Source organism: Streptomyces kryoterrae (assembly GCF_054072135.1).
This window is the reverse complement of sequence record NZ_CM133358.1, coordinates 9,753,787-9,774,229: the sequence shown is the minus strand read 5'-3', so window position 1 is coordinate 9,774,229 and position 20,443 is coordinate 9,753,787. Positions and strand designations below refer to the sequence as shown.

General features: G+C 72.4%; 3 protein-coding genes. 1 reads left to right on the top strand and 2 read right to left on the bottom strand.

Going from position 1 to position 20,443, the window contains the following annotated elements:
• Nucleotides 1–125 precede the first annotated feature (125 nt).
• The gene (locus tag ACW4TU_RS43500; RefSeq protein ID WP_457422818.1) at nt 126–557 is read left to right on the top strand and encodes a peptidase inhibitor family I36 protein; all 432 of its coding nucleotides are present in this window, start codon (nt 126–128) and stop codon (nt 555–557) included.
• Here the strand turns inward: ACW4TU_RS43500 and ACW4TU_RS43495 are convergent.
• Both ACW4TU_RS43495 and ACW4TU_RS43490 read right to left on the bottom strand, forming a co-directional pair.
• Entirely contained in the window at nt 532–11,313 is a 10,782-nt protein-coding gene (locus ACW4TU_RS43495) for an SDR family NAD(P)-dependent oxidoreductase (RefSeq protein WP_457422816.1), read from the bottom strand. The two genes, ACW4TU_RS43500 and ACW4TU_RS43495, sit on opposite strands and share 26 nt — an antisense overlap.
• A gap of 154 nt (nt 11,314–11,467) precedes the next feature.
• Complete coding sequence (locus tag ACW4TU_RS43490; protein ID WP_457422814.1) at nt 11,468–20,428, bottom strand: type I polyketide synthase; 8,961 nt, start codon at nt 20,426–20,428, stop codon at nt 11,468–11,470.
• Between the last annotated feature and the right edge of the window lie 15 nt (nt 20,429–20,443).

The window sequence follows — 20,443 nt, the reverse complement described above, 5'->3', positions numbered from 1 at the left end:
GACCTGCGAAGTGTCACCACACGCACATGAGCATGAGCATGAGCATGACACCAGGATGTCGGGTCGGGACCATGAATTCCCGCCAGCCGTAGGCCCGTTGGCACCGTCCACGAGAAAGGCACGGCATGTCCTCGTACGAGCAGGAGCACGACCGGAAGTCCAGCCGCTCACCCCGCAGGGCCCTCGTCGCCGCGTCGCTCACCTTCGCCACGGCCACCCTGGGCCTGATCGCCCCGGGTTCCGCGAGTGCCACGTCGCAGGCGTGGGAGTGCGCCAGCGGCAGTCTGTGCATCCACACCGGCGCCTACGGCACGGGCAGCCGGTGTTCGTGGAGCAACGCCGACCCGGACTGGTACAGCGGTTCCGTCCAGTGTTCGTGGTCCGACACCCGGAACGTCGGGTCGGCCTACAACCCCGCGGCACGTCGTCCGCGGACGAGCGGACGCAGGTCGGCGGGTCCCGGAGTGCCGGGACCCGCCGATGCGTGCCGTTCGCCGCCTCGGGGCCGAGCCGAGGGCGGCCATCAGAACGTCAGGCGCGCCCTGTCCGGTTCCTGAGCCAGTCGTGCAGGGTCCGCGCGGTGGTCTCTCCGTGTTGCTCGATCATGGAGTGGTGGTCGCCGGGGACGTCCACCACGTCCAGCGGTACCGGCCACACGGTCTGCCACTCGTCGGGGACAATGCGCGGCTGGCCGGAGTCGGCGGGGATCAGTTCGGAGGCGCGGAGCAGGAGTACCGGGGTGTCGACGGGCCGTGGCCGCCAGGTCTCGAAGAGGGCGAAGTACGAGGCCATCGCGGTGAGCCGCATACCGGTCATGCGTCCGAACTCGGTCTCCCGTTCGAGGGAACGCTCCTCCATGACATGGACGATGTAGTCGGTCTGCGGGGTGCCTGCCAGGTAGGTGTCCAGCATGACCACGCCGGTGGCGGGGGTTCCGAGTTCCTCCAGACGGGTGGCGACCGCGTAGGCGAGTGACCCTCCGGAGGAGCGGCCGGCCAGGGCGAACGGAGCACCGTCCAGGTCCCGGAGGATCGTGCGGGCCGCATGCTCGACGACCGCCTCGACGCTGCCGGCGACGAGTTCGTCGGCGGTGAATCCCGGCATCATCAGGGAGTAGGTGCTTCGCAGGCCGCGCAACGGCCGGGCGAGGCTGACGAACTCCTGATCGCTGGCCCACACGGAGGTCGACGGCAGGCCGACGAGGGCCGGGTACTGGTCTCCGTCGCCGAGTTTGACCAGCCCCGGGGCGCTGCCGACCTGGTCGGCCGAGGTGAACGCGGGGCGCAGGCCCGCCGAGTTCATCAGGACCTTGCCCGCCTGGTCGTAGCGGCCGACGGTGAGGGCATGCCGGTAGAGGGCCTCGACGGCGCCCGCGACGGCGGTGGCCGGGTCGGTCGGGGCAGCGGCGCGCCCGGGCTCGTCGGCGGGGGCGGTGAACTGCCGGTTGAGGGCCTTGACCAGCGCCGTAGGGGTCGGATGGTCGAAGACGAGGGTGGGCTGGAGCCGCAGTCCGGTGACGGCGGCGAGCCGGTTGCGCAGCTCGACGGAGGTGAGGGAGTCGAATCCCAGCTCGCCGAAGGCCCGGTCGGCGTCGATGCCGCTGTGCCCCAGCACCCGGGCGGCCTCGGCGCGCACGAGTTCCAGCAGCGCCTCCTCGCGAATGGCGGGGTCGAGACCGGCGAGCCCCGTGGCCCCCGTCCGGTCACCGCCGTGGTTGCCGGCGCGGACGGAGGCCCGGCGGGGAGCGGCGGCACGGACAAGGCCGCGCAGGACGGCCGGAATCCGTTCCGCGGGCATCGCTTCGGCGGACCTGAGCGCGAGACGGAGAGGAACGAGCAGCGGCTCGTCCGGTTCCGCCATGGCCCGGTCCAGGGCCTCCAGTCCGAACTCGGCGGTGAAGGGCAGCAGCCCGCTGCCGCCGAGCCGGACGCGTGCGGACGCGTCGAGTGCGTCGGCCATGCCGCCGGTGCCCTGCCAGGGGCCCCAGGCGAGGGAGAGCGCGGGCCGCCCCGCGGCCCGGCGGTGCTGGGCCAGGGCGTCGAGGAAGGCGTTGGCCGCCGCGTAGTTGGCCTGGCCGGGGCTGCCCAGCACTCCCGCGGCGGAGGAGAACAGCACGAAGGCCGTCAGTTCGTGTCCTGCGGTGGCGTCGTGCAGGTGCCAGGCCGCGTCGGCCTTGGGACGCAGGACGCTGTCGAGTCGCGCGGAAGTCAGGTCGGTGACGAGACCGTCGTCCACCACTCCGGCGAGATGGACGACTCCGGTGAGGGGATGTTCGGCGGGGATCCCGGCGAGGAGCCGGTCGAGCGCCTCACGGTCGGCGACGTCGCACGCGGCGAACGTGACCCGGGCGCCGGCGTCGGTGAGTTCGGCGGTCAGGGTGTCCGCTCCGGGCGCGGCCGACCCGCGCCTGCCGGCCAGCAGCAGGTGCCGTACACCGTGTCGGGTGACGAGGTGCCGGGCCACGAGGGCGCCGAGGGCTCCGGTCGCGCCGGTGACCAGGACGGTGCCGTGTGCGTCGAACCGCGTCGGCCGCCCGCCCGGGGGAACGGCCGGTTCCGCGGGCGTCGCGGGGAGTCGGGTCAGCCGAGGCAGGTGGGCGGTGCCGGCACGCAGGGCCAGTTGCGGTTCGCCCGTCGCGAGTGCGCCCGGCAGGGCGGCGAGCGAGGTGTCGTCCTCGTCCAGGTCGACCAGGACGATCCGGCCCGGATGCTCGGCCTGGGCCGCTCGGGCCAGGCCCCACACGGCGGCGGAGGACGGTCGTGGCCCCCGGTCGTGCGGGCCGACGGCGACCGCGCCGTGGGTGACGAGCACCAGTCGGATGCCGGCCAGCCGGTCGTCGGCGAGCCACGGGCCCAGGGTGGCGAGCACCTCCCGGGTGGCGTCGCGGGCTGCGGTGGCCGCGTTGTCGGTCTCCGGCGCGTCGCAGAAGACGACGACTGCGGTGGGGGCCGGCGCACCACTGTCGAGCGACTCGGTGAGGGACTGGCGGTCGAGGTAGGGGACGACGTCCAGACCGGTGGCGGTGGCCAGGCGGGGCCGCAGTTCGCGCGGATCGAGGCCGAGCGTGCCCCATGCTCCGGGAGCCTGGCCGGTCGCGGATGCGGGCACCGCGGTCGGCCACTCCAGCCGGTACAGCGGCTCGTTCTCGTGTGCGGTGACGCGCTCCGGGACGGCCGAGGGAGTGCGCAGGGTCAGGGAATCGACGGTCAGGACGGGACGGCCGTCGGGGGTGGTCAGGTGGACGCGGACCGCGCCGTCCCCGGTGGGCGAGAGCCGGACGTACAGTTCGTCCGCGCCGGTCGCGTACAGCCGTACGCCCGACCAGGCGAAGGGCAGTCCGGCCGGGACCGCGGTGCCTCCGGGACCGTCCGCGCCCAGGATGCCGAGGGCCAGGGGCTGGAGTGCCGCGTCCAGGAGCGCCGGGTGGACTGCGTACCCGTCGGTGGTGTGCGTGCCGTCGTCGGGATCCGTACGGGAGTCGGTCCCTGCGTCGTCGGGCAGGACCACCCGGGCGTGGAGTGTGCCCGCCGCCTGCCAGAGATCGGTGAGGCCGTGGAAGGCCGGGCCGTATTCGAGGCCCGCTGCGGCGGTCCTGTCGTAGAAGTCGTCCAGCGGTACCCGGCGGGCGTCGGCCGGCGGGTGAGCGGTGGTGTCCGTGTCGGGTTCGGCTGTCGGGGTGTCCTGGGCAAGGAGACCGGTGGCGTGCCGGGTCCACGGCAGGTCGGAATTCTCCTCGGACCTGGCGTGGACGGTGAAGGGCCGTCGGCCGCTGTCGTCCGCGGCCTCGACCGTCAACTGGAGGGCGAATCCGGCGCGTTCGGCCGACGGCAGCGGCAGGGGCGCGTGGATGACGAGTTCGTCGAGCCGGTCGCAGCCCACGTGCTCGCCGGCGTGCAGGGCCAGTTCGACGAAGGCCGTGCCGGGCAGCAGCGGGGTGCCGGCCAGCGCGTGGTCGGCCAGCCAGGGGTGTCCGGCGAGGTCGAGCCGACCGGTGAGCAGCACTCCACCGGAGGCGGGCAGCGCGGTGACGGCACCGAGCATCGGATGGTCCACCGCGGCCAGACCGACGGCCGACGCGTCCCGGCCGACGCCACCGCCACCCAGTACGCGGAGCCAGAAGCGGCGGTGCTGGAAGGCGTACGTCGGCAGCGGGACCGTACGGGCGCCCGTGCCCGCGAAGTACGCGTCCCAGTCGACCGGGGTGCCCTCGACGGCGAGCCGCGCGACCGCCGCGACCAGGGCGTCGGCCTCTTCGAGGTCTCCTCCGCGCAGGGCGGCCAGGCAGGTCACGGCGGACGGGGCGTGGTCGGCCGCGGTCTCCTCGGCCATCGCGGTCAGGGCGCCGCCCGGGCCCACCTCCAGGAAGGTGCGGACCCCCCGGTCGAGCAGCGTGTGCAGCCCGCCGGCGAACCGGACCGTGTCGCGCACGTGCCTGACCCAGTAGCCGGGTGCGCACAGTTCGGCCGCGGAGGCCGCGGTTCCGGTGATGTTGGAGATGACGGTCAGTTCGGGCTCGTGGAAGGTGACCCGCGCCAGTTCCGAGGCGAAGTCCGCGAGCATGGGCTCCATGAGCGAGGAGTGGAAGGCGTGGCTCACCGCGAGCGTCTTGGTCCGGTAGCCACGCCCGACGAACTCGGCCGCGACCCCGAGGATCTCGCTCTGTGGGCCGGAGACGACCACCGAGGAGGGGCCGTTGACCGCGGCGATGCCGACACTGCGGTCCGAGTGGGAGGCCAGTACCCCGACCACCTCGGTCTCGGGCGCCTGGACGGCCAGCATGACTCCGCCGGGCGGCAGCGCCTGCATCAGCCGGCCACGCGCGGCGACCACACGGCAGGCGTCGGCGAGTGACCAGACTCCGGCGACGTGGGCGGCGGCGAGTTCTCCGACGGAGTGGCCGATCAGCACGTCGGGACGGATGCCCCAGCTCTCCAGAAGCCGGTACAGCGCCACCTCCACGGCGAAGAGGGCGGGCTGGGTGAACTCGGTCCGGTCCAGTTCCCCTGGCCGTCCGGGGTCGGCGGCGAGAACGACGTCGCGCAGCGGGCGGGGCAGCAGCCCGTCGAACTCCGCGCAGATCGCGTCGAAGACGACGGCGAAGACGGGGTGACGCTCGTACAACTCACGGCCCATGCCCACCCGTTGGGATCCCTGACCGGGGAAGACGACGGCGAGCGGGGTTTCGCGCACGACGCCCCGGATCACCTCGGCGGTGGTGGCCGGCGTGCCGGCGGCGAGCGACTCCAGGCCCTCGACCAGCGCGGGGAGGTCGTCGGCGACGACGGCCGCGCGGTGGGCGAGAGCGCTGCGCGTGGTGGCGAGCGAGCGGGCGACGTCCAGCGGGGTGGTGCCGGGGCGTGCCCTCAGATCGGCGAGGAGACGTGCGGCCTGGTCGCGCAGGGCGGCTTCGGTGTGGCCGGAGACCAGCCAGGGCACGACGCCCGCGGGACGCGGCGCTTCCGGGGTTGCTTCCGGCCCTGTCGCCGGCTCCGGTCCCTGCCCGGGTTCCTGCTCGGGTGCCTGTTCGAGGACGAGATGGGCGTTGGTGCCACTGATGCCGAACGACGACACGGCGGCCCGGCGCGGGCGCCCGGTCTCCGGCCAGGGCTGATGCTCCGTCAGCAGCCGTACCGTACCGGCGGACCAGTCCACCTGCCGCGTCGGCTCGTCCACGTGCAGCGTGCGTGGCAGCACACCCTCCCGCATCGCCAGCACGGTCTTGATGACCCCGGCGACACCGGCGGCGTACTGGGTGTGGCCGATGTTGGACTTGATGGAGCCGAGCCACAGGGGCCGGTCCTCGGGGCGGTCGCGGCCGTACGTCGCCAGCAGGGCCTGCGCCTCGATCGGATCCCCCAGCCGGGTCCCCGTGCCGTGCGCCTCCACCGCGTCCACATCAGCGGTCGTCAGCCCCGCACTCGCCAACGCCGCCCGGATCACCCGCTGTTGGGAAGGACCGTTGGGCGCGGTCAGCCCGTTCGACGCGCCGTCCTGGTTCACCGCCGAACCCCGGATCACCGCCAGCACCCGATGGCCGTTGCGTCGCGCGTCCGACAGCCGCTCCACCACCAGCATCCCCACGCCCTCGCCCCAGCCGGTGCCGTCGGCCGCGTCCGCGAACGCCTTGCACCGACCGTCGGAGGACAGCCCGCCCTGGTTGGCGAACTCGGCGAACGCCCCGGGCGTCGCCATGACGGTGACGCCGCCGGCGAGGGCGAGGTCGCACTCCCCCGCCCGCAGCGCCTGCCCCGCCAGATGCAACGCCACCAACGACGACGAACACGCCGTGTCCACCGTCACCGCCGGACCCTCAAGACCCAGCACATACGACACCCGGCCGGACATGACACTGCCGGACGAGCTGGTCAGTGCGTAACCGCTCGCCAGGGAAGGGGAGTTCATCAGCAGGGCGCCGTACTCCTGCGGGGTGCCGCCGACGAACACGCCGGTGCGGCTGCCGCGCAGGGACAGCGGGTCGATGCCGGTCCGTTCGACGGCCTCCCACGACGCTTCGAGCAGCAGTCGCTGCTGCGGGTCCATGGAGAGCGCCTCACGGGGCGAGATACCGAAGAACTCCGCGTCGAAGTCGCCCGCGTCGTGGAGGAAGGCGCCCTGTCCGGAGAGGGTGGTCTGGCGTCCGGGATCGTAGAGGGCCAGCGCGTCCCAGCCCCGGTCCACGGGGAAGTCCGCCATCTCGTCCCGGCCTTCGGTGACCAGACGCCACAGATCCTCGGGGCCGGTGACACCACCCGGGTAGCGGCAGGCCATCCCGACGACGGCGAGCGGGTCGTCGTCCACGGGCAGGCGGGCGGGCGGCAGCGCGGGACCCGCTGCTTCCGCGCCGCCCAGCAGTTCCTGGTGCAGGAGGGTGGCGAGGGCGGTGGGGGTGGGATGGTCGAAGACCAGGGTGGCGGGCAGCCGCAGACCGGTCGCGGCGTTGAGGCGGTTACGCAGTTCGGTCGCCGTCAGCGAGTCGAACCCCAGATCCTTGAACGGCCGGCCGGCCGCGATCTCCGCCACCTCCGCATGGCCCAGCACCGCCGCCGCCCGGGTACGCACCAGGTCAAGCAGTACGGCACGCCTGTCCGGCTCGGTGAGTCCGGCGAGGCGCTCGCGCAGTCGGCCGGCGGCGGTGCCGTCATCGCTGGAAGCGCGGTCGGCGTCGGATTCGCCGCGCAACGCGCGTGCCGCCTCGGGGATCTCCTCGATCAGCGGGCGGCGCCGGGACAGGGCGTAGACGGGCGCGAACCGCGCCCAGTCCATGTCACTGACCGTCAGCGCGGTCTCGCCGTGTTCGACGGCCTCCCGCATCACCTCGATCGCCGACTCGGGCCGCATCTGCCGTACGCCCATACGGTCCAGTTGGTCGGCGAGCGCTCCGAAGCCTTCCAGCATGCCGCCATCGGCCCAGCCGCCCCAGGCGAGCGAGGTCGCCGTCAGCCCGCGTGCCCGCCGCTCGTAAGCGAGCCCGTCGAGGTAGGCGTTGGCGGCGGCGTAGGTCGCGTTGCCGGCGCTGCCCCAGACGGCGGCGCCGGACGAGAAGAGCACGAACGCGTCGAGGTCGAGACCGGCGGTGAGTTCGTCCAGGTGGCGGGCGCCCTCCGCCTTGGCGGCCATGCCGTCCGTCAGCTCCTGCGGTTCGACGGCGAGGGCAGGACCGTAACTCGTGGAACTGGCGGCGTGGATGACGGCGCTCAGGGGCCACGACGGCGGTATGTCGTCCGCCAGTACGGCGGCCAGGGCGTCCCGGTCGGCCACGTCGCAGGCCGCGAACGTCACCTCGGCGCCGAGCGCCCGCAGTTCCTGGGCGAGTTCGTCGGCCCCGGGCGCGGAGGCGCCCCGGCGGCTGACGAGCAGGAGGTGCTCCGCGCCCTCGGCGGCCAGCCAGCGGGCCAGATGGGCGGCGATTCCGCCGGTGCCGCCCGTGATCAGTACCGTGCCGCGCGGTTTCCAGGGCCGTACCGGCCCACGGTCGGCGAGCGGAGCCCGCACCAGCCGCCGCGCGTAGGCCGCGGGGCCACGGATGGCCAGCTGGTCCTCCCCCGCGGCGGCACCCGAGAGCAGGGACGGCAGCAGCGTGGCGACGCTCTCGCTCCAGTCGCGCGGCAGGTCGAGGAGACCACCCCACCAGTCGGGATGTTCGAGGCCCAGCACCTGGCCGAGCCCCCACAGCCGGGTCGCCTCCGACCGTACGGCGTCACTGGTGGCCACGGCCGCGGCCCCCCGGGTCAGCCACCACAGCGGCGCGTTCACGTCCGCCGCGCGCAGGGCGCGGGTCAGGGCGAGGGCGTCACCGGCCGTCTCCGGAAGGGAGACGACACCGGCGTACGTACCGCCGTGGTCCGCGATGTCCGTACCGAGGGTCGCGTTGGTGGAGACGTCCAGGTCGGCACCCGCCGCGCGCAGCGCCGCCGCGATCTCTGCCCCGTCGCCGCCCTGGGGGACGACCAGCAGCCAGCGTCCCGACAGGGGTGTTCCCTCTGCGGCGCGGGCGGAGGCACTGACGCGTCGCCAGGTCACGCGGTAACGCCAGTCGTCGATCGCCCGGCCGGCCGTGGCGCGTGCTCCGACACCGTCCGGCAGCTCCATCCAGAAGCGGCGGTGCTGGAAGGCGTAGGTGGGCAGGTCCACCGGCCTGGCGCCGCTCCCCGCGAACCACTCCTGCCAGACGACACCGGCGCCCCGGACGTACGCCTCGCCCAACGACAGCAGCAGCCGCTCGGACCCGCCCTCGCCGCGGCGGAGTGTTCCGGTGACAGCCACGTCCCGGCCGGCCGACTCGGCCGTCTCCTGCACAGCGGCCGTGAGTACGGGGTGGGGGCTCACCTCGACGAAGACGTCGTGCCCCTGCTCCAGGAGCAGCCGTGTCACCCGCTCGAACTCCACCGGCTGCCGCAGATTCCGGAACCAGTAGTCCCCGTCCAGGCTCTCCGTGTCGACCCGCTCTCCGGTCACCGCCGAGTAGAAGGCCACCTGCGAGGACACCGGCGTCACGTCGGCCAGCAGTTCGGCCAACTCCGCCCGCAGGCCCTCCACTTGGAAGGAGTGCGAGGCGTAGTCGACGGCGATTCGACGTGCCCGAACGCCCTGTTCCTGCGCCCAGGCCAGCAGTTCGTCCAGCGCTCCGGTCTCGCCCGCGACGACTACCGAGGCCGGGCCGTTGACCGCCGCCAGATCGATCCGGCCGCCCCAACGGGCCAACTCCTCCCGCACGTTGTCCGCGGGCAGCTGCACGGAGACCATCCCGCCTTTGCCCGACAGGGCGAGGATCGCCCGCGAACGGAGGGCCACCACACGGGCACCGTCCTCCAACGACAAGGCACCCGCCACCACAGCGGCGGCGATCTCACCCTGCGAGTGGCCCACGACGGCCGCCGGCTCCACACCGTACGACCGCCACACCTCCGCCAGTGACACCATCACCGCCCACAACACCGGCTGAACCACATCCACCCGGCCCAACTCGGCCTCATCACCCAGGACATCGGGCAGCGACCAGTCCACAAACCCCGACAGTGCCTCCGCACACTCCGCCATCCGCGCCGCGAACACCGGCGAGGAACCCAGCAGTTCCACCGCCATCCCCACCCACTGCGACCCCTGACCCGGAAACACGAACACCGTCTTGGCCTTGGTGCCGGCCCCCGTGACCAGGCCCGGTATCTCGGTGTCCTCGGCCAGAGCGCGCAGCCGGTTCAGAAAGCCGTCCCGGTCGTCGGCGACGAGTACCGCCCGGTGTTCGAGAGCGGCTCGGGTGGTGGCGAGGGCGTGTCCGACGTCGGTGGTGGTGAGGTCAGGGTGCTCGTTCAGGTGGTCGTGGAGACGGCGGGCCTGACCACGCAAAGCCGCCTCGGTGGCCGCGGACACCGTCCAAGGCACAGGGCCCGAAACAGGCCCCACCTCAACCTCAGACTCCCCAACCCCTCCAGACCCTTCAGCCTCATCAGCCTCTTCGAGGATCACATGCACATTCGTCCCACTGATCCCGAACGACGACACACCCACACGCCGCGGACGCCCCGTCACCGGCCACACCCGCTCCTCCCGCAACAACTCCACCGCACCCGACGACCAGTCCACCTCCGACGACGCCTCACCCACATGCAACGTCCGCGGCAACACCCCCGCCCGCAACGCCATCACCGACTTCACCACACCAGCCACACCAGAAACCGCCTGCGTATGACCAATATTCGACTTCAACGACCCCACAAACAACGGCCGCTCACGCCCACCCCCAAACACCCCCAACAACGCCTGCGCCTCAATCGGATCACCCAACCGCGTCCCCGTCCCATGCGCCTCCACCACATCCACATCCGACGCCGACAACCCCCCACTCGCCAACGCCTGCCGAATCACCCGCTGCTGCGCCGGACCACTCGGCGCACTCAACCCATTCGACGCACCATCCTGATTAACCGCCGAACCCCGCACCACCGCCAACACCCGCCGCCCATGACGCCGAGCATCCGACAACCGCTCCAGCAGGACGACAGCCGCGCCCTCGCCCCAGCCGATTCCGTCGGCCGCGTCCGAGAACGCCTTGCACCGGCCGTCCACAGCCAGCCCGCGCTGCCGGGCGAAGACGACGAACCCGGCCGGAGTCGCGAGGATGCCCGCGCCGCCCGCCAGCGCCAGGGAGCAGTCCCCCTGCCGCAGTGACTGGGCGGCGAGGTGCAGCGAGACGAGCGAGGACGAGCACGCGGTGTCGACGGTGACCGCCGGGCCCTGGAGCCCGAGGGCGTACGAGACGCGCCCGGACATGACGCTGCCCGTGCCACCGGTCAGCGCGTACCCCTGGTCCTCGGCCGAGTCGAGGAGCATCGCCCCGTAGCCGGTCGGCAGACCACCGATGAAGACACCGGTGCGGCTGCCACGCAACGACAACGGGTCGATGCGGGCCCGTTCCACCGCCTCCCAGGAGGTTTCCAGCAGCAGCCGCTGTTGCGGATCCATCGCCAGCGCCTCACGCGGCGAGATACCGAAGAGCGCGGGGTCGAAGTCCCCGGCCTCGTAGACGAACGCGCCTTCCTGCGTGTACGTCGTCCCGGGTTTGTCAGGGTCGGGGTCGTAGAGGGCGTCCAGGTCCCAGCCCCGATCGGTCGGCAGCCCACCGACGGCGTCGACGCCGTCCGCGACGAGCCGCCACAGCCGGTCCGGCGAGTCGGCGCCACCGGGCAGCCGGCATGCCATCCCGATGATCGCGAGCGGTTCACGGCGCTTGTCCTCGGACTCGCGGAGCCGCTCTCGGGTCTGCTGCAGTTCCGCCGTGACCCGCCGCAGATAGGTACGGAGCTTGTCCTCGGTCATGGTCGACTCCAGTTCGGTGTGGTGGGGCGCCCGGGACGGAAGCGGAGCGCGGACGTGAACGTGGACACGGGTGTGGTCAGGAGCATGGGTGTGGCGGGGAAGGGATGCGGCAGAGCCGACAACGCCCCTGGGAGCGGCGGGACCGGACCACCGGTCAGGAGACGCCCAGATCACGGTCGATGAGGTCGAAGATCTCGTCGTCGGTGGCGGAGTCCAGCGAATCCGGTGCTGTCGGAGCGGCCTCGGAGCCGTTCGGCGCACTGAGCGAGGTGGCGAGGTCACGAAGTCGTTGCGCGATGTCGGCGCGGGTGTCGGAGTCCATGTCGGGTGCGGCGACCGCCCGGAACAGGGCTTTCTCCATCCGGTCGAGTTCCTGCTGGACGTGCAGTGCGTCCATGACGCTGTCGGACGCGTCCGTCAGCAGTTCGCCGCGCAGGAGGGTGGCGAGGGCTGTGGGGGTGGGATGGTCGAAGACCAGGGTGGCGGGCAGCCGGAGACCGGTCGCGGCGTTCAGACGGTTGCGCAGCTCGGTCGCCGTCAGCGAGTCGAACCCCAGATCCTTGAACGGCCGGTCCGGGGTGAGGGTGTCCGGCGTCGCGTGCCCGAGAACCGCGGCGGCGTGGTCCCGTACGAGGTCCACCAGCGCGTCCTGCCGCTCGACCTCCGTGAGCCGGCCGAGGCTGTCCCGCAGCCGCTCGGCGGTCTCGTCGCCCTCTGCCCCGCCCACCGGCGGACCCTGGCTGCCGCTCCGTAGGGCGTCAGCGGCCTCGGGGATCTCCTCGATCAGCGGGCGGCGCCGGGACAGGGCGTAGACGGGCGCGAACCGCTGCCAGTCCATGTCGGTGACGGCGAGGGTGGTCTCGTCGTGCCCGATCGCGTCCCGCATGACCTCGATGGCCAGCTCGGGCTGCATCTGGCGCACTCCCATCCGCGCCAACTGGCCCGCGACCGCCTCGGAGCCCTCCAGCATGCCTCCGCCGGCCCAGCCGCCCCAGGCGAGCGAGGTGGCCGGCAGCCCGCGTGCGCGGCGCTGGTGGGCCAGGGCATCGAGGAACGCGTTGGCTGCGGCGTATGTGCCGTTGCCGGCGCTGCCCCAGACGGCGGCGCCGGACGAGAAGAGCACGAACGCGTCGAGGTCGAGACCGGCGGTGAGTTCGTCCAGGTGCCGGGCGCCGTCCACCTTGGCCGTGGTGCCGCCTGTCAGTTCCTCCGGTTCGATGGACAGTACGTCGGAGAAGGTCGCGAGCCCGGCGGCGTGGACGACGGCGGTCAGCGGGGTCTCCTCCGGTATGTCCGCCAGTACGGCGGCCAGCGCGTCCCGGTCGGCCACATCGCAGGCCGCGAACGTCACGCGCGCCCCCAACTCCTCCAGTTCCCGGCCCAGTTCGGATGCGCCCGGGGCGGTGGCGCCGCGACGGCTCGTCAGCACCAGATGCCGCGCCCCCTCCGCGGCCAGCCAGCGGGCGACATGCGCACCGACACCACCGGTACCACCCGTGACCAGAACCGTCCCCCGGGGCCGCCACGCACGGACCGGTTCACGGCCGGTCGACGCGGCTCGCACCATACGTCGCACGAAGACGCCCGACTCACGTACGGCGACCTGGTCCTCGCCGCCGGCCGCAGCGCCGAGAACCGTGGCGAGCGACTTGCCCGTGCCGTCGCTCCAGTCGGCGGGCAGATCGACGAGACCGCCCCACCAGTTCGGCTCCTCCAGGCCCACGACCTGCCCAAGTGCCCACAGCTGTGCGGCTTCCGCACGTACCGCGTCGTCGGGGGTGACAGCGGCGGCGCCCTGGGTGAGCCACCACAGGGGTGCCTTCACGTCGGCCGCGTGCAGCTCCTTCAGGAGAGCGACGGCCTCGTCGAGGGAGGCTGGAGCGGCGATCACGCCCGTGTAGTCGCCGGGGACGGCGCCTGCGGCGACCTCGGTCTCCGCCCCGGCTTTCCGCAGCGCTTCGGCGACCTCGGCCGCGGTGGAGATCAGCAACCAGCGTCCGGACAACGGCTGGTTGTCGGCAAGGGCGCTCCGACGCCAGACGACGCGATACCGCCAGGTGTCCGAGGCTCGGCCGGTGGTACCTGCGGCCATGGTGAACTCGGGCCAGTAGCGCTGGTGTTGGAAGGCATACGTCGGCAGGTCCACACGCCTCGCGTCGCTCCCCGCGAACCACTCCGCCCAGTCGACCGGCACCCCGTGCACATACGCCTCACCCAACGACAACAACAACCGCTCCAGACCACCCTCCCCCCGCCGCAACGTCCCCGTGACCACAACCTCCCGACCCACCGCCTCCGCCGTCTCCTGCACCGCCGCCACCAACACCGGATGCGGACTCACCTCGACGAACACCCGATACCCCGCCTCCACGAGACCCGTGACGGTGTCTTCGAGACGCACCGTGGAACGAAGGTTGCGATACCAGTACCCGGCATCCAGACCAGCCGTGTCCAACCGCTCCCCGCTCACCGTCGAATAGAACGGCACATGAGCAGTGACGGGCGACACCTCACCCAGCACAGCGTGGAGTTCCTCCCGGATACCCTCCACCTGAACAGAGTGCGAGGCATAGTCCACCTCGACCCGCCTCGCACGCGCCCCCAGGCCGGTCGCCTCCGCGATCACCTCATCCAGATCCACCGGCGCACCGGCCACCACGACCGAGGAAGGCCCGTTCACCGCCGCCACCTCAACCCGGCCCTCCAGCACCGGAGTCAGAGCCCGCACCTCGGCGACGGGCAACTGGACGGACGCCATCCCACCCCTGCCCGACAGGGCGAGGATCGCCCGCGACCGCAGCGCCACCACCCGGGCACCGTCCTCCAACGACAACGCACCCGCCACCACAGCAGCCGCGATCTCACCCTGCGAGTGGCCCACGACGGCCGCCGGCTCCACACCGTAGGACCGCCACACCTCCGCCAGTGACACCATCACCGCCCACAACACCGGCTGAACCACATCCACCCGGCCCAACTCGGCCTCATCACCCAGGACATCGGGCAGCGACCAGTCCACAAACCCCGACAACGCCCGCTCACACTCCGCCATCCGCGCCGCGAACACCGGCGAGGAACCCAGCAGTTCCACCGCCATCCCCACCCACTGCGACCCCTGACCCGGAAACACGAACACCACGCCACCATCACCCGCACGACCCCGCACCACACCCGCGTCCGGCCGCCCCTCCGCCAACGCCGACACACCCCGCAACAAGCCCCCACGCCCACCACCAACCACCACCGCCCGATGCCCCAACACCGCCCGCGACGACGCCAAGGAGAGGGCAACGGAGGCATGGGACAGGTCAGGGTTCTCGATCAGGTGGTCGTGGAGACGGCGGGCCTGACCACGCAAAGCCGCCTCGGTGGCCGCGGACACCGTCCAAGGCACAGGGCCCGAAACAGGCCCCACCTCAACCTCAGACTCCCCAACCTCCCCGGTCTCTCCAAGGTCTTCAGCCTCTTCGAGGATCACATGCACATTCGTCCCACTGATCCCGAACGACGACACACCCACACGCCGCGGACGCCCCGTCACCGGCCACACCCGCTCCTCCCGCAACAACTCCACCGCACCCGACGACCAGTCCACCTCCGACGACGCCTCACCCACATGCAACGTCCGCGGCAACACCCCCGCCCGCAACGCCATCACCGACTTCACCACACCAGCCACACCAGAAACCGCCTGCGTATGACCAATATTCGACTTCAACGACCCCACAAACAACGGCCGCTCACGCCCACCCCCAAACACCCCCAACAACGCCTGCGCCTCAATCGGATCACCCAACCGCGTCCCCGTCCCATGCGCCTCCACCACATCCACATCCGACGCCGACAACCCCCCACTCGCCAACGCCTGCCGAATCACCCGCTGCTGCGCCGGACCACTCGGCGCACTCAACCCATTCGACGCACCATCCTGATTAACCGCCGAACCCCGCACCACCGCCAACACCCGCCGCCCATGACGCCGAGCATCCGACAACCGCTCCACGACCAGGAACGCGGCTCCCTCGGACCAGCCGGTGCCGTCGGCCGCGTCCGAGAACGCCTTGCACCGGCCGTCGGAGGCCAGCCCGCCCTGGCGGGCGAACTCGTCGAAGGCTCCCGGTGTGGGCATGACGGCGACGCCGCCGACGAGCGCGAGGTCGCACTCCCCGCCCCTCAGCGCCTGTCCGGCGAGATGAAGGGAGACCAGAGAGGAGGAGCAGGCGGTGTCGACGGTCAGCGCCGGCCCTTCCAGGCCCAGGACATAGGAGATGCGGCCGGACATGACGCTTCCGCTGTTGCCCGTGAGCAGATAGCCGCCTGCGGCGGCGTCGGCGTCGCCCAGAAGTGATCCGTAGCCGGTGGGGGTGCCGCCGACGAAGACGCCGGTGCGGCTGCCACGCAACGACAACGGATCCACACCCGCCCGCTCCACCGCCTCCCACGACACCTCAAGCAACAACCGCTGCTGCGGATCCATCGCCAACGCCTCACGCGGCGAGATACCGAAGAACTCCGCGTCGAACCCGGCAACTCCGTCGAGGAATCCGCCCTGTTGGTCACCGGAGGCTCCCCAGGCGTCCCAGCCCCGGTCGTCCGGCGAGCCGGAGATCTCGTCGCGGCCCTCGGCGACGAGCCGCCACAGGTCCTCGGGGCCGGTGACACCGCCGGGGAAACGGCAGGCCATGCCGACGATCACCAGGGGGTCGTCGGCGTCGACCTGTCGTACGACGACCGTGGGCGCGCCGGTCCCCGGGACGCCCAGGAGTTCCTGGTGCAGGAGGCCGGCGAGGGCGGTGGGGGTGGGATGGTCGAAGACGAGGGTGGCGGGCAGGCGCAGACCCGTCGCGGCGTTGAGACGGTTGCGCAGTTCGGTCGCCGTCAGCGAGTCGAACCCCAGGTCCTTGAACGGCCGGCCGGCCGCGATCTCCGCCAAGTCGGAGTGGCCGAGTACCGCCGCCGCCCGGGTACGCACCAGGTCGAGCAGCGCGGCACGTTGTTCTCCGCCGGTGAGGTCCGCAAGCCTGCGCCGCAGCGCGTCGGCGGGTGTGTCGCCGTCGGCGGGCTCGTCGTCCTCCGTGCGGGTCAGCGCCCGGGCGGCCTCCGGGATGTCCTCGATCAGTGGGCGACGGCGTGCGCCGGTGTAGACGGGGGTGAACCGGGACCAGTCCGTGTCGGTGACCGTGAGGGCGGTCTCGCCGTGTTCGACGGCCTCACGCATGACGGACAGGGCGAGCGCCGGGTCCATCAGGGAGAGACCCATCCGGGCCAGGGACTGTTCGTCGAGGTCACCGGCCATTCCCTCGGAGCGCCAGGTGCCCCAGGCCAGTGAGGTGGCGGGCAGGCCGCGGGTCCGGCGGTCGTGGGCGAGCCCGTCGAGGCAGGCGTTCGCGGCGGCGTAGGCGCCCTGTGATCCGCCGCCCCAGGTGGCGGCCCCGGAGGAGAACAGGACGAAGGCGTCCAGGTCGAGGTGGGCGGTCAGTTCGTCGAGGTGCCGAGCACCCTCCGCCTTGCCGGAGATCACCTCGTCGAGTTCTTCGGGAGTCAGGTCCCGCACTTTGGTGTAGCGCACGATGCCGGCGGCGTGGACGACGGCGGTCAGCGGCGTCTCCTCCGGCAGGTCCGCCAGTACGGCGGCCAGCGCGTCCCGGTCGGCCGCATCACAGGCCGCGAACGTCACCTCGGCACCGAGCGCCCGCAGTTCCCCGGCGAGCACGTCGGCCCCCGGCGCCGCGGCACCGCGACGGCTCGTCAGCACCAGATGCCGCGCCCCCTCCGCGGCCAGCCAGCGGGCGACATGCGCACCGACACCACCGGTACCACCCGTCACCAGAACCGTCCCCCGCGGCTGCCACGCACGGACCGGATCGCGGCCGACCAGCGGCGCCCGTACCAGTCGGCGGGCGAACACTCCTGTCCCGCGCACGGCGAGCTGGTCCTCACCGCCCGGCGCGGCCCCGAGGATCGAGGCGAGGGCGTCGCCCGTACCGTCGTCCCAGACGGCGGGCAGGTCCACGAGACCGCCCCACCAGGAGGGCTCCTCCAGGCCCACCACCTGTCCCAGTCCCCACAGTTGGGTGGCGTCGGGACGCACGACGTCGTCTCCGGCGACCGCGACCGCGTTCTCCGTCAGCCACCACAGCGGCACCTTGAGGTCCGCCGTGCGCAGGTCCTGTACGAGGGTGACGGCGTCCGCGACGGAGTCAGGCAGCGCGACGACTCCTGTGAAGTCCCCGGGGACGACGCCCGTCGCGATCTCGACCTCGGCGCCCGCGGCCCGCAGGGCTTCGGCCACCTTGGCGCCGGCGTCTTCGCGGGCCGTCACCAGCAGCCACCGACCGGCCGGTCCCCCGGTCCGTTCCGGGACGCTGCGGCTCCAGGTGAGGCGGTACCGCCAGTCGTCGACCACACGTCCACGGCCCGCGCCCGAGCCGGCCCGGGGCCAGTAGCGGCGACGCTGGAAGGGGTACGTCGGCAGATCCACCCGCCGTGCCCCGGTCCCGGCGAACAGCGCAGGCCAGTCCAGTCCGGCGCCGAGTACATGGGCCTGTGCGAGAGCGGACAGCAGCGCGCCCGACTCGTCGCGGTCACCGCGCAGCACCGGCAGCCCGGCCAGGTCGGGCTCGGTCGCCTCCACCATCGACACCAGCGAACCGTCGGGGCCCAGTTCCAGGACCGTACCCACGCCCTGGGCCCGCACCGCACGTACCCCGGCGGCGAAACGGACCGTCTCCCGGACGTGCCGCACCCAGTACTCGGGCGAGCACAGCTCCTCCCCCGCGACCTCGCCCGTCACGTTCGACACCACCGGGATCACCGGATCCGAGAACTCGACCTCGGACAACACCGCCGCGAAGTCGTCCAGCATCGGATCCATCAGACCCGAGTGGAAGGCGTGGCTCACCGCCAGCCGCTTCACCCGGCGACCGTCCGCGGCGAACCGGTCCGCCACCTCCCGTACGGCCGCCTCCGGGCCCGAAAGCACCAGCGACGACGGCCCGTTGACGGCGGCGACCCAGACGTCCGCGTCTTCCGGCACCTCCGTCTCCGTCGCCTCGACGGCCCACATCGCGCCGCCCGAGGGCAGCGCCTGCATCAGCCGCCCGCGCGCCGAGACGACCCGGCACGCGTCGCCGAGCGACCACACGCCTGCCACATGAGCCGCGACCACTTCGCCCAGTGAATGCCCGAACACCACATCAGCCCGTACTCCCCACGACTCGGCCAACCGGTACAGCGCCACTTCCAGCGCGAACAACGCGGGCTGCGCCCAGCCCGTGGACCGCAGCAGTTCCGCGGGACCGGCGAACGCCGTCTCCTTGAGCTGCCCCGGCAGCAGCCCCTCGAAGGCAGCACACACCTCGTCGAAGGCAGCGGCGAACACCGGGAACTGGGCGTACAACTCCCTTCCCATGCCGACCCGTTGGGATCCCTGGCCGGAGAACACCATTGCCAGGCCACCCTCGGCCCCGGTGCCGTGGACCAGCCCGGGGGCGTCCTCGCCGACGGCGAGGGCGCGCAGGCCGGCGGTCAGACCGGGCAGGTCCGTGGCGATGACGGCCGCGCGGTGGTCCATGTGGCCACGGGTGGTGGCGAGTGAGTACGCGAGGTCCGGCAGCGCCAGGTCGGGCCGGCGGTCGAGGTACCCGAGGAGACGGGTGGCCTGTTCGCGCAGGGCCGCCTCGCTGCGGGCGCTGAACGCGACGGGTACGACGGGGAGGGGGCGGCCGGTGTCCGGGGCGGTCTCCGGTGCGTCCTCAGGGGCCTGTTCGAGGATGACGTGGGCGTTGGTGCCGCTGATCCCGAACGACGACACACCCGCCCGGCGCGGCCGTCCCGTCTCGGGCCAGGCCTGTTCCTCGGTCAGTACCTCGACAGCGCCGGCCGACCAGTCGACCTGCCGGGTGGGAGCGGTCACGTGCAGGGTGCGGGGCAGCACTCCCTGCTGGAGTGCCATGACCGTCTTGATGACTCCCGCCACTCCGGCGGCGAACTGGGTGTGCCCGATGTTGGACTTGACGGAGCCGACCCACAACGGACGCTCCGGCGGCCTCCCCTGGCCGTATGTCGCCAGCAGGGCCTGCGCCTCGATCGGATCACCCAACCGGGTCCCCGTACCGTGCGCCTCCACCGCGTCCACATCAGCGGCGGTCAGCCCCGCACTCGCCAACGCCTCCCGGATCACCCGCTGTTGGGACGGACCGTTCGGCGCCGTCAGCCCGTTGGAGGCGCCGTCCTGGTTCACGGCGGTGCCCCGCACCACGGCCAGCACCCGATGGCCGTTCCTGCGCGCGTCCGAGAGCCGCTCCACCACCAGCACCCCCGCGCCCTCGCCCCAGCCGGTGCCGTCGGCCGCGTCCGCGAACGCCTTGCACCGGCCGTCCGAGGCGGATCCGCCCTGGCTGTCGAACTCCCCGTAGATGGCGGGGGTCGTCATGACGAGGACTCCGCCGACGAGGGCGAGGTCGCATTCGCCGGCGCGCAGGGAACGGCCCGCGAGGTGGAGGGCGACAAGGGACGAGGAGCAGGCGGTGTCGATGGTCAGGGCCGGGCCTTCCAGGCCCAGCAGGTAGGCGATCCGACCGGACATGATACTGGCGGGCAGGCCGGTGATGGCATAGCCGTCGGTGTCCTCGGGCGAGTCGGCGAGGAGGGCACCGTATTCCTGGGGGGCGCCGCCGACGAAGACCCCGGTGCGGCTGCCGCGCAACGACAACGGATCCACACCCGCCCGCTCCACCGCCTCCCACGACACCTCAAGCAACAACCGCTGCTGCGGATCCATCGCCAACGCCTCACGCGGCGAGATGCGGAAGAACCCGGCGTCGAAGTCTCCCGCCGTGTCGAGGAAGGCGCCCTGATGGCGGGGGTCGAAGGAGGCTCGCTGCTCCCAGCCGCGGCCGACGGGCGGACCGGTCATGGCGTCGCGGCCCTGGGCGACCAGCTGCCACAGCTCCTCGGGGCTGTTGGCGCCGTCGGGAAAGCGGCAGCCGATGCCGACGATCGCCAGGGGCTCGGTCGCGGCGGAGGTGAGCCGGTGGTTCTGCCGGCGCAGCCGGTCGTTCTCCACCAAGGAGGCGCGCAGTGCGTCGATGACCTCGTCGAGGGATGTGTTCATGCCTCTGGCTCCCAC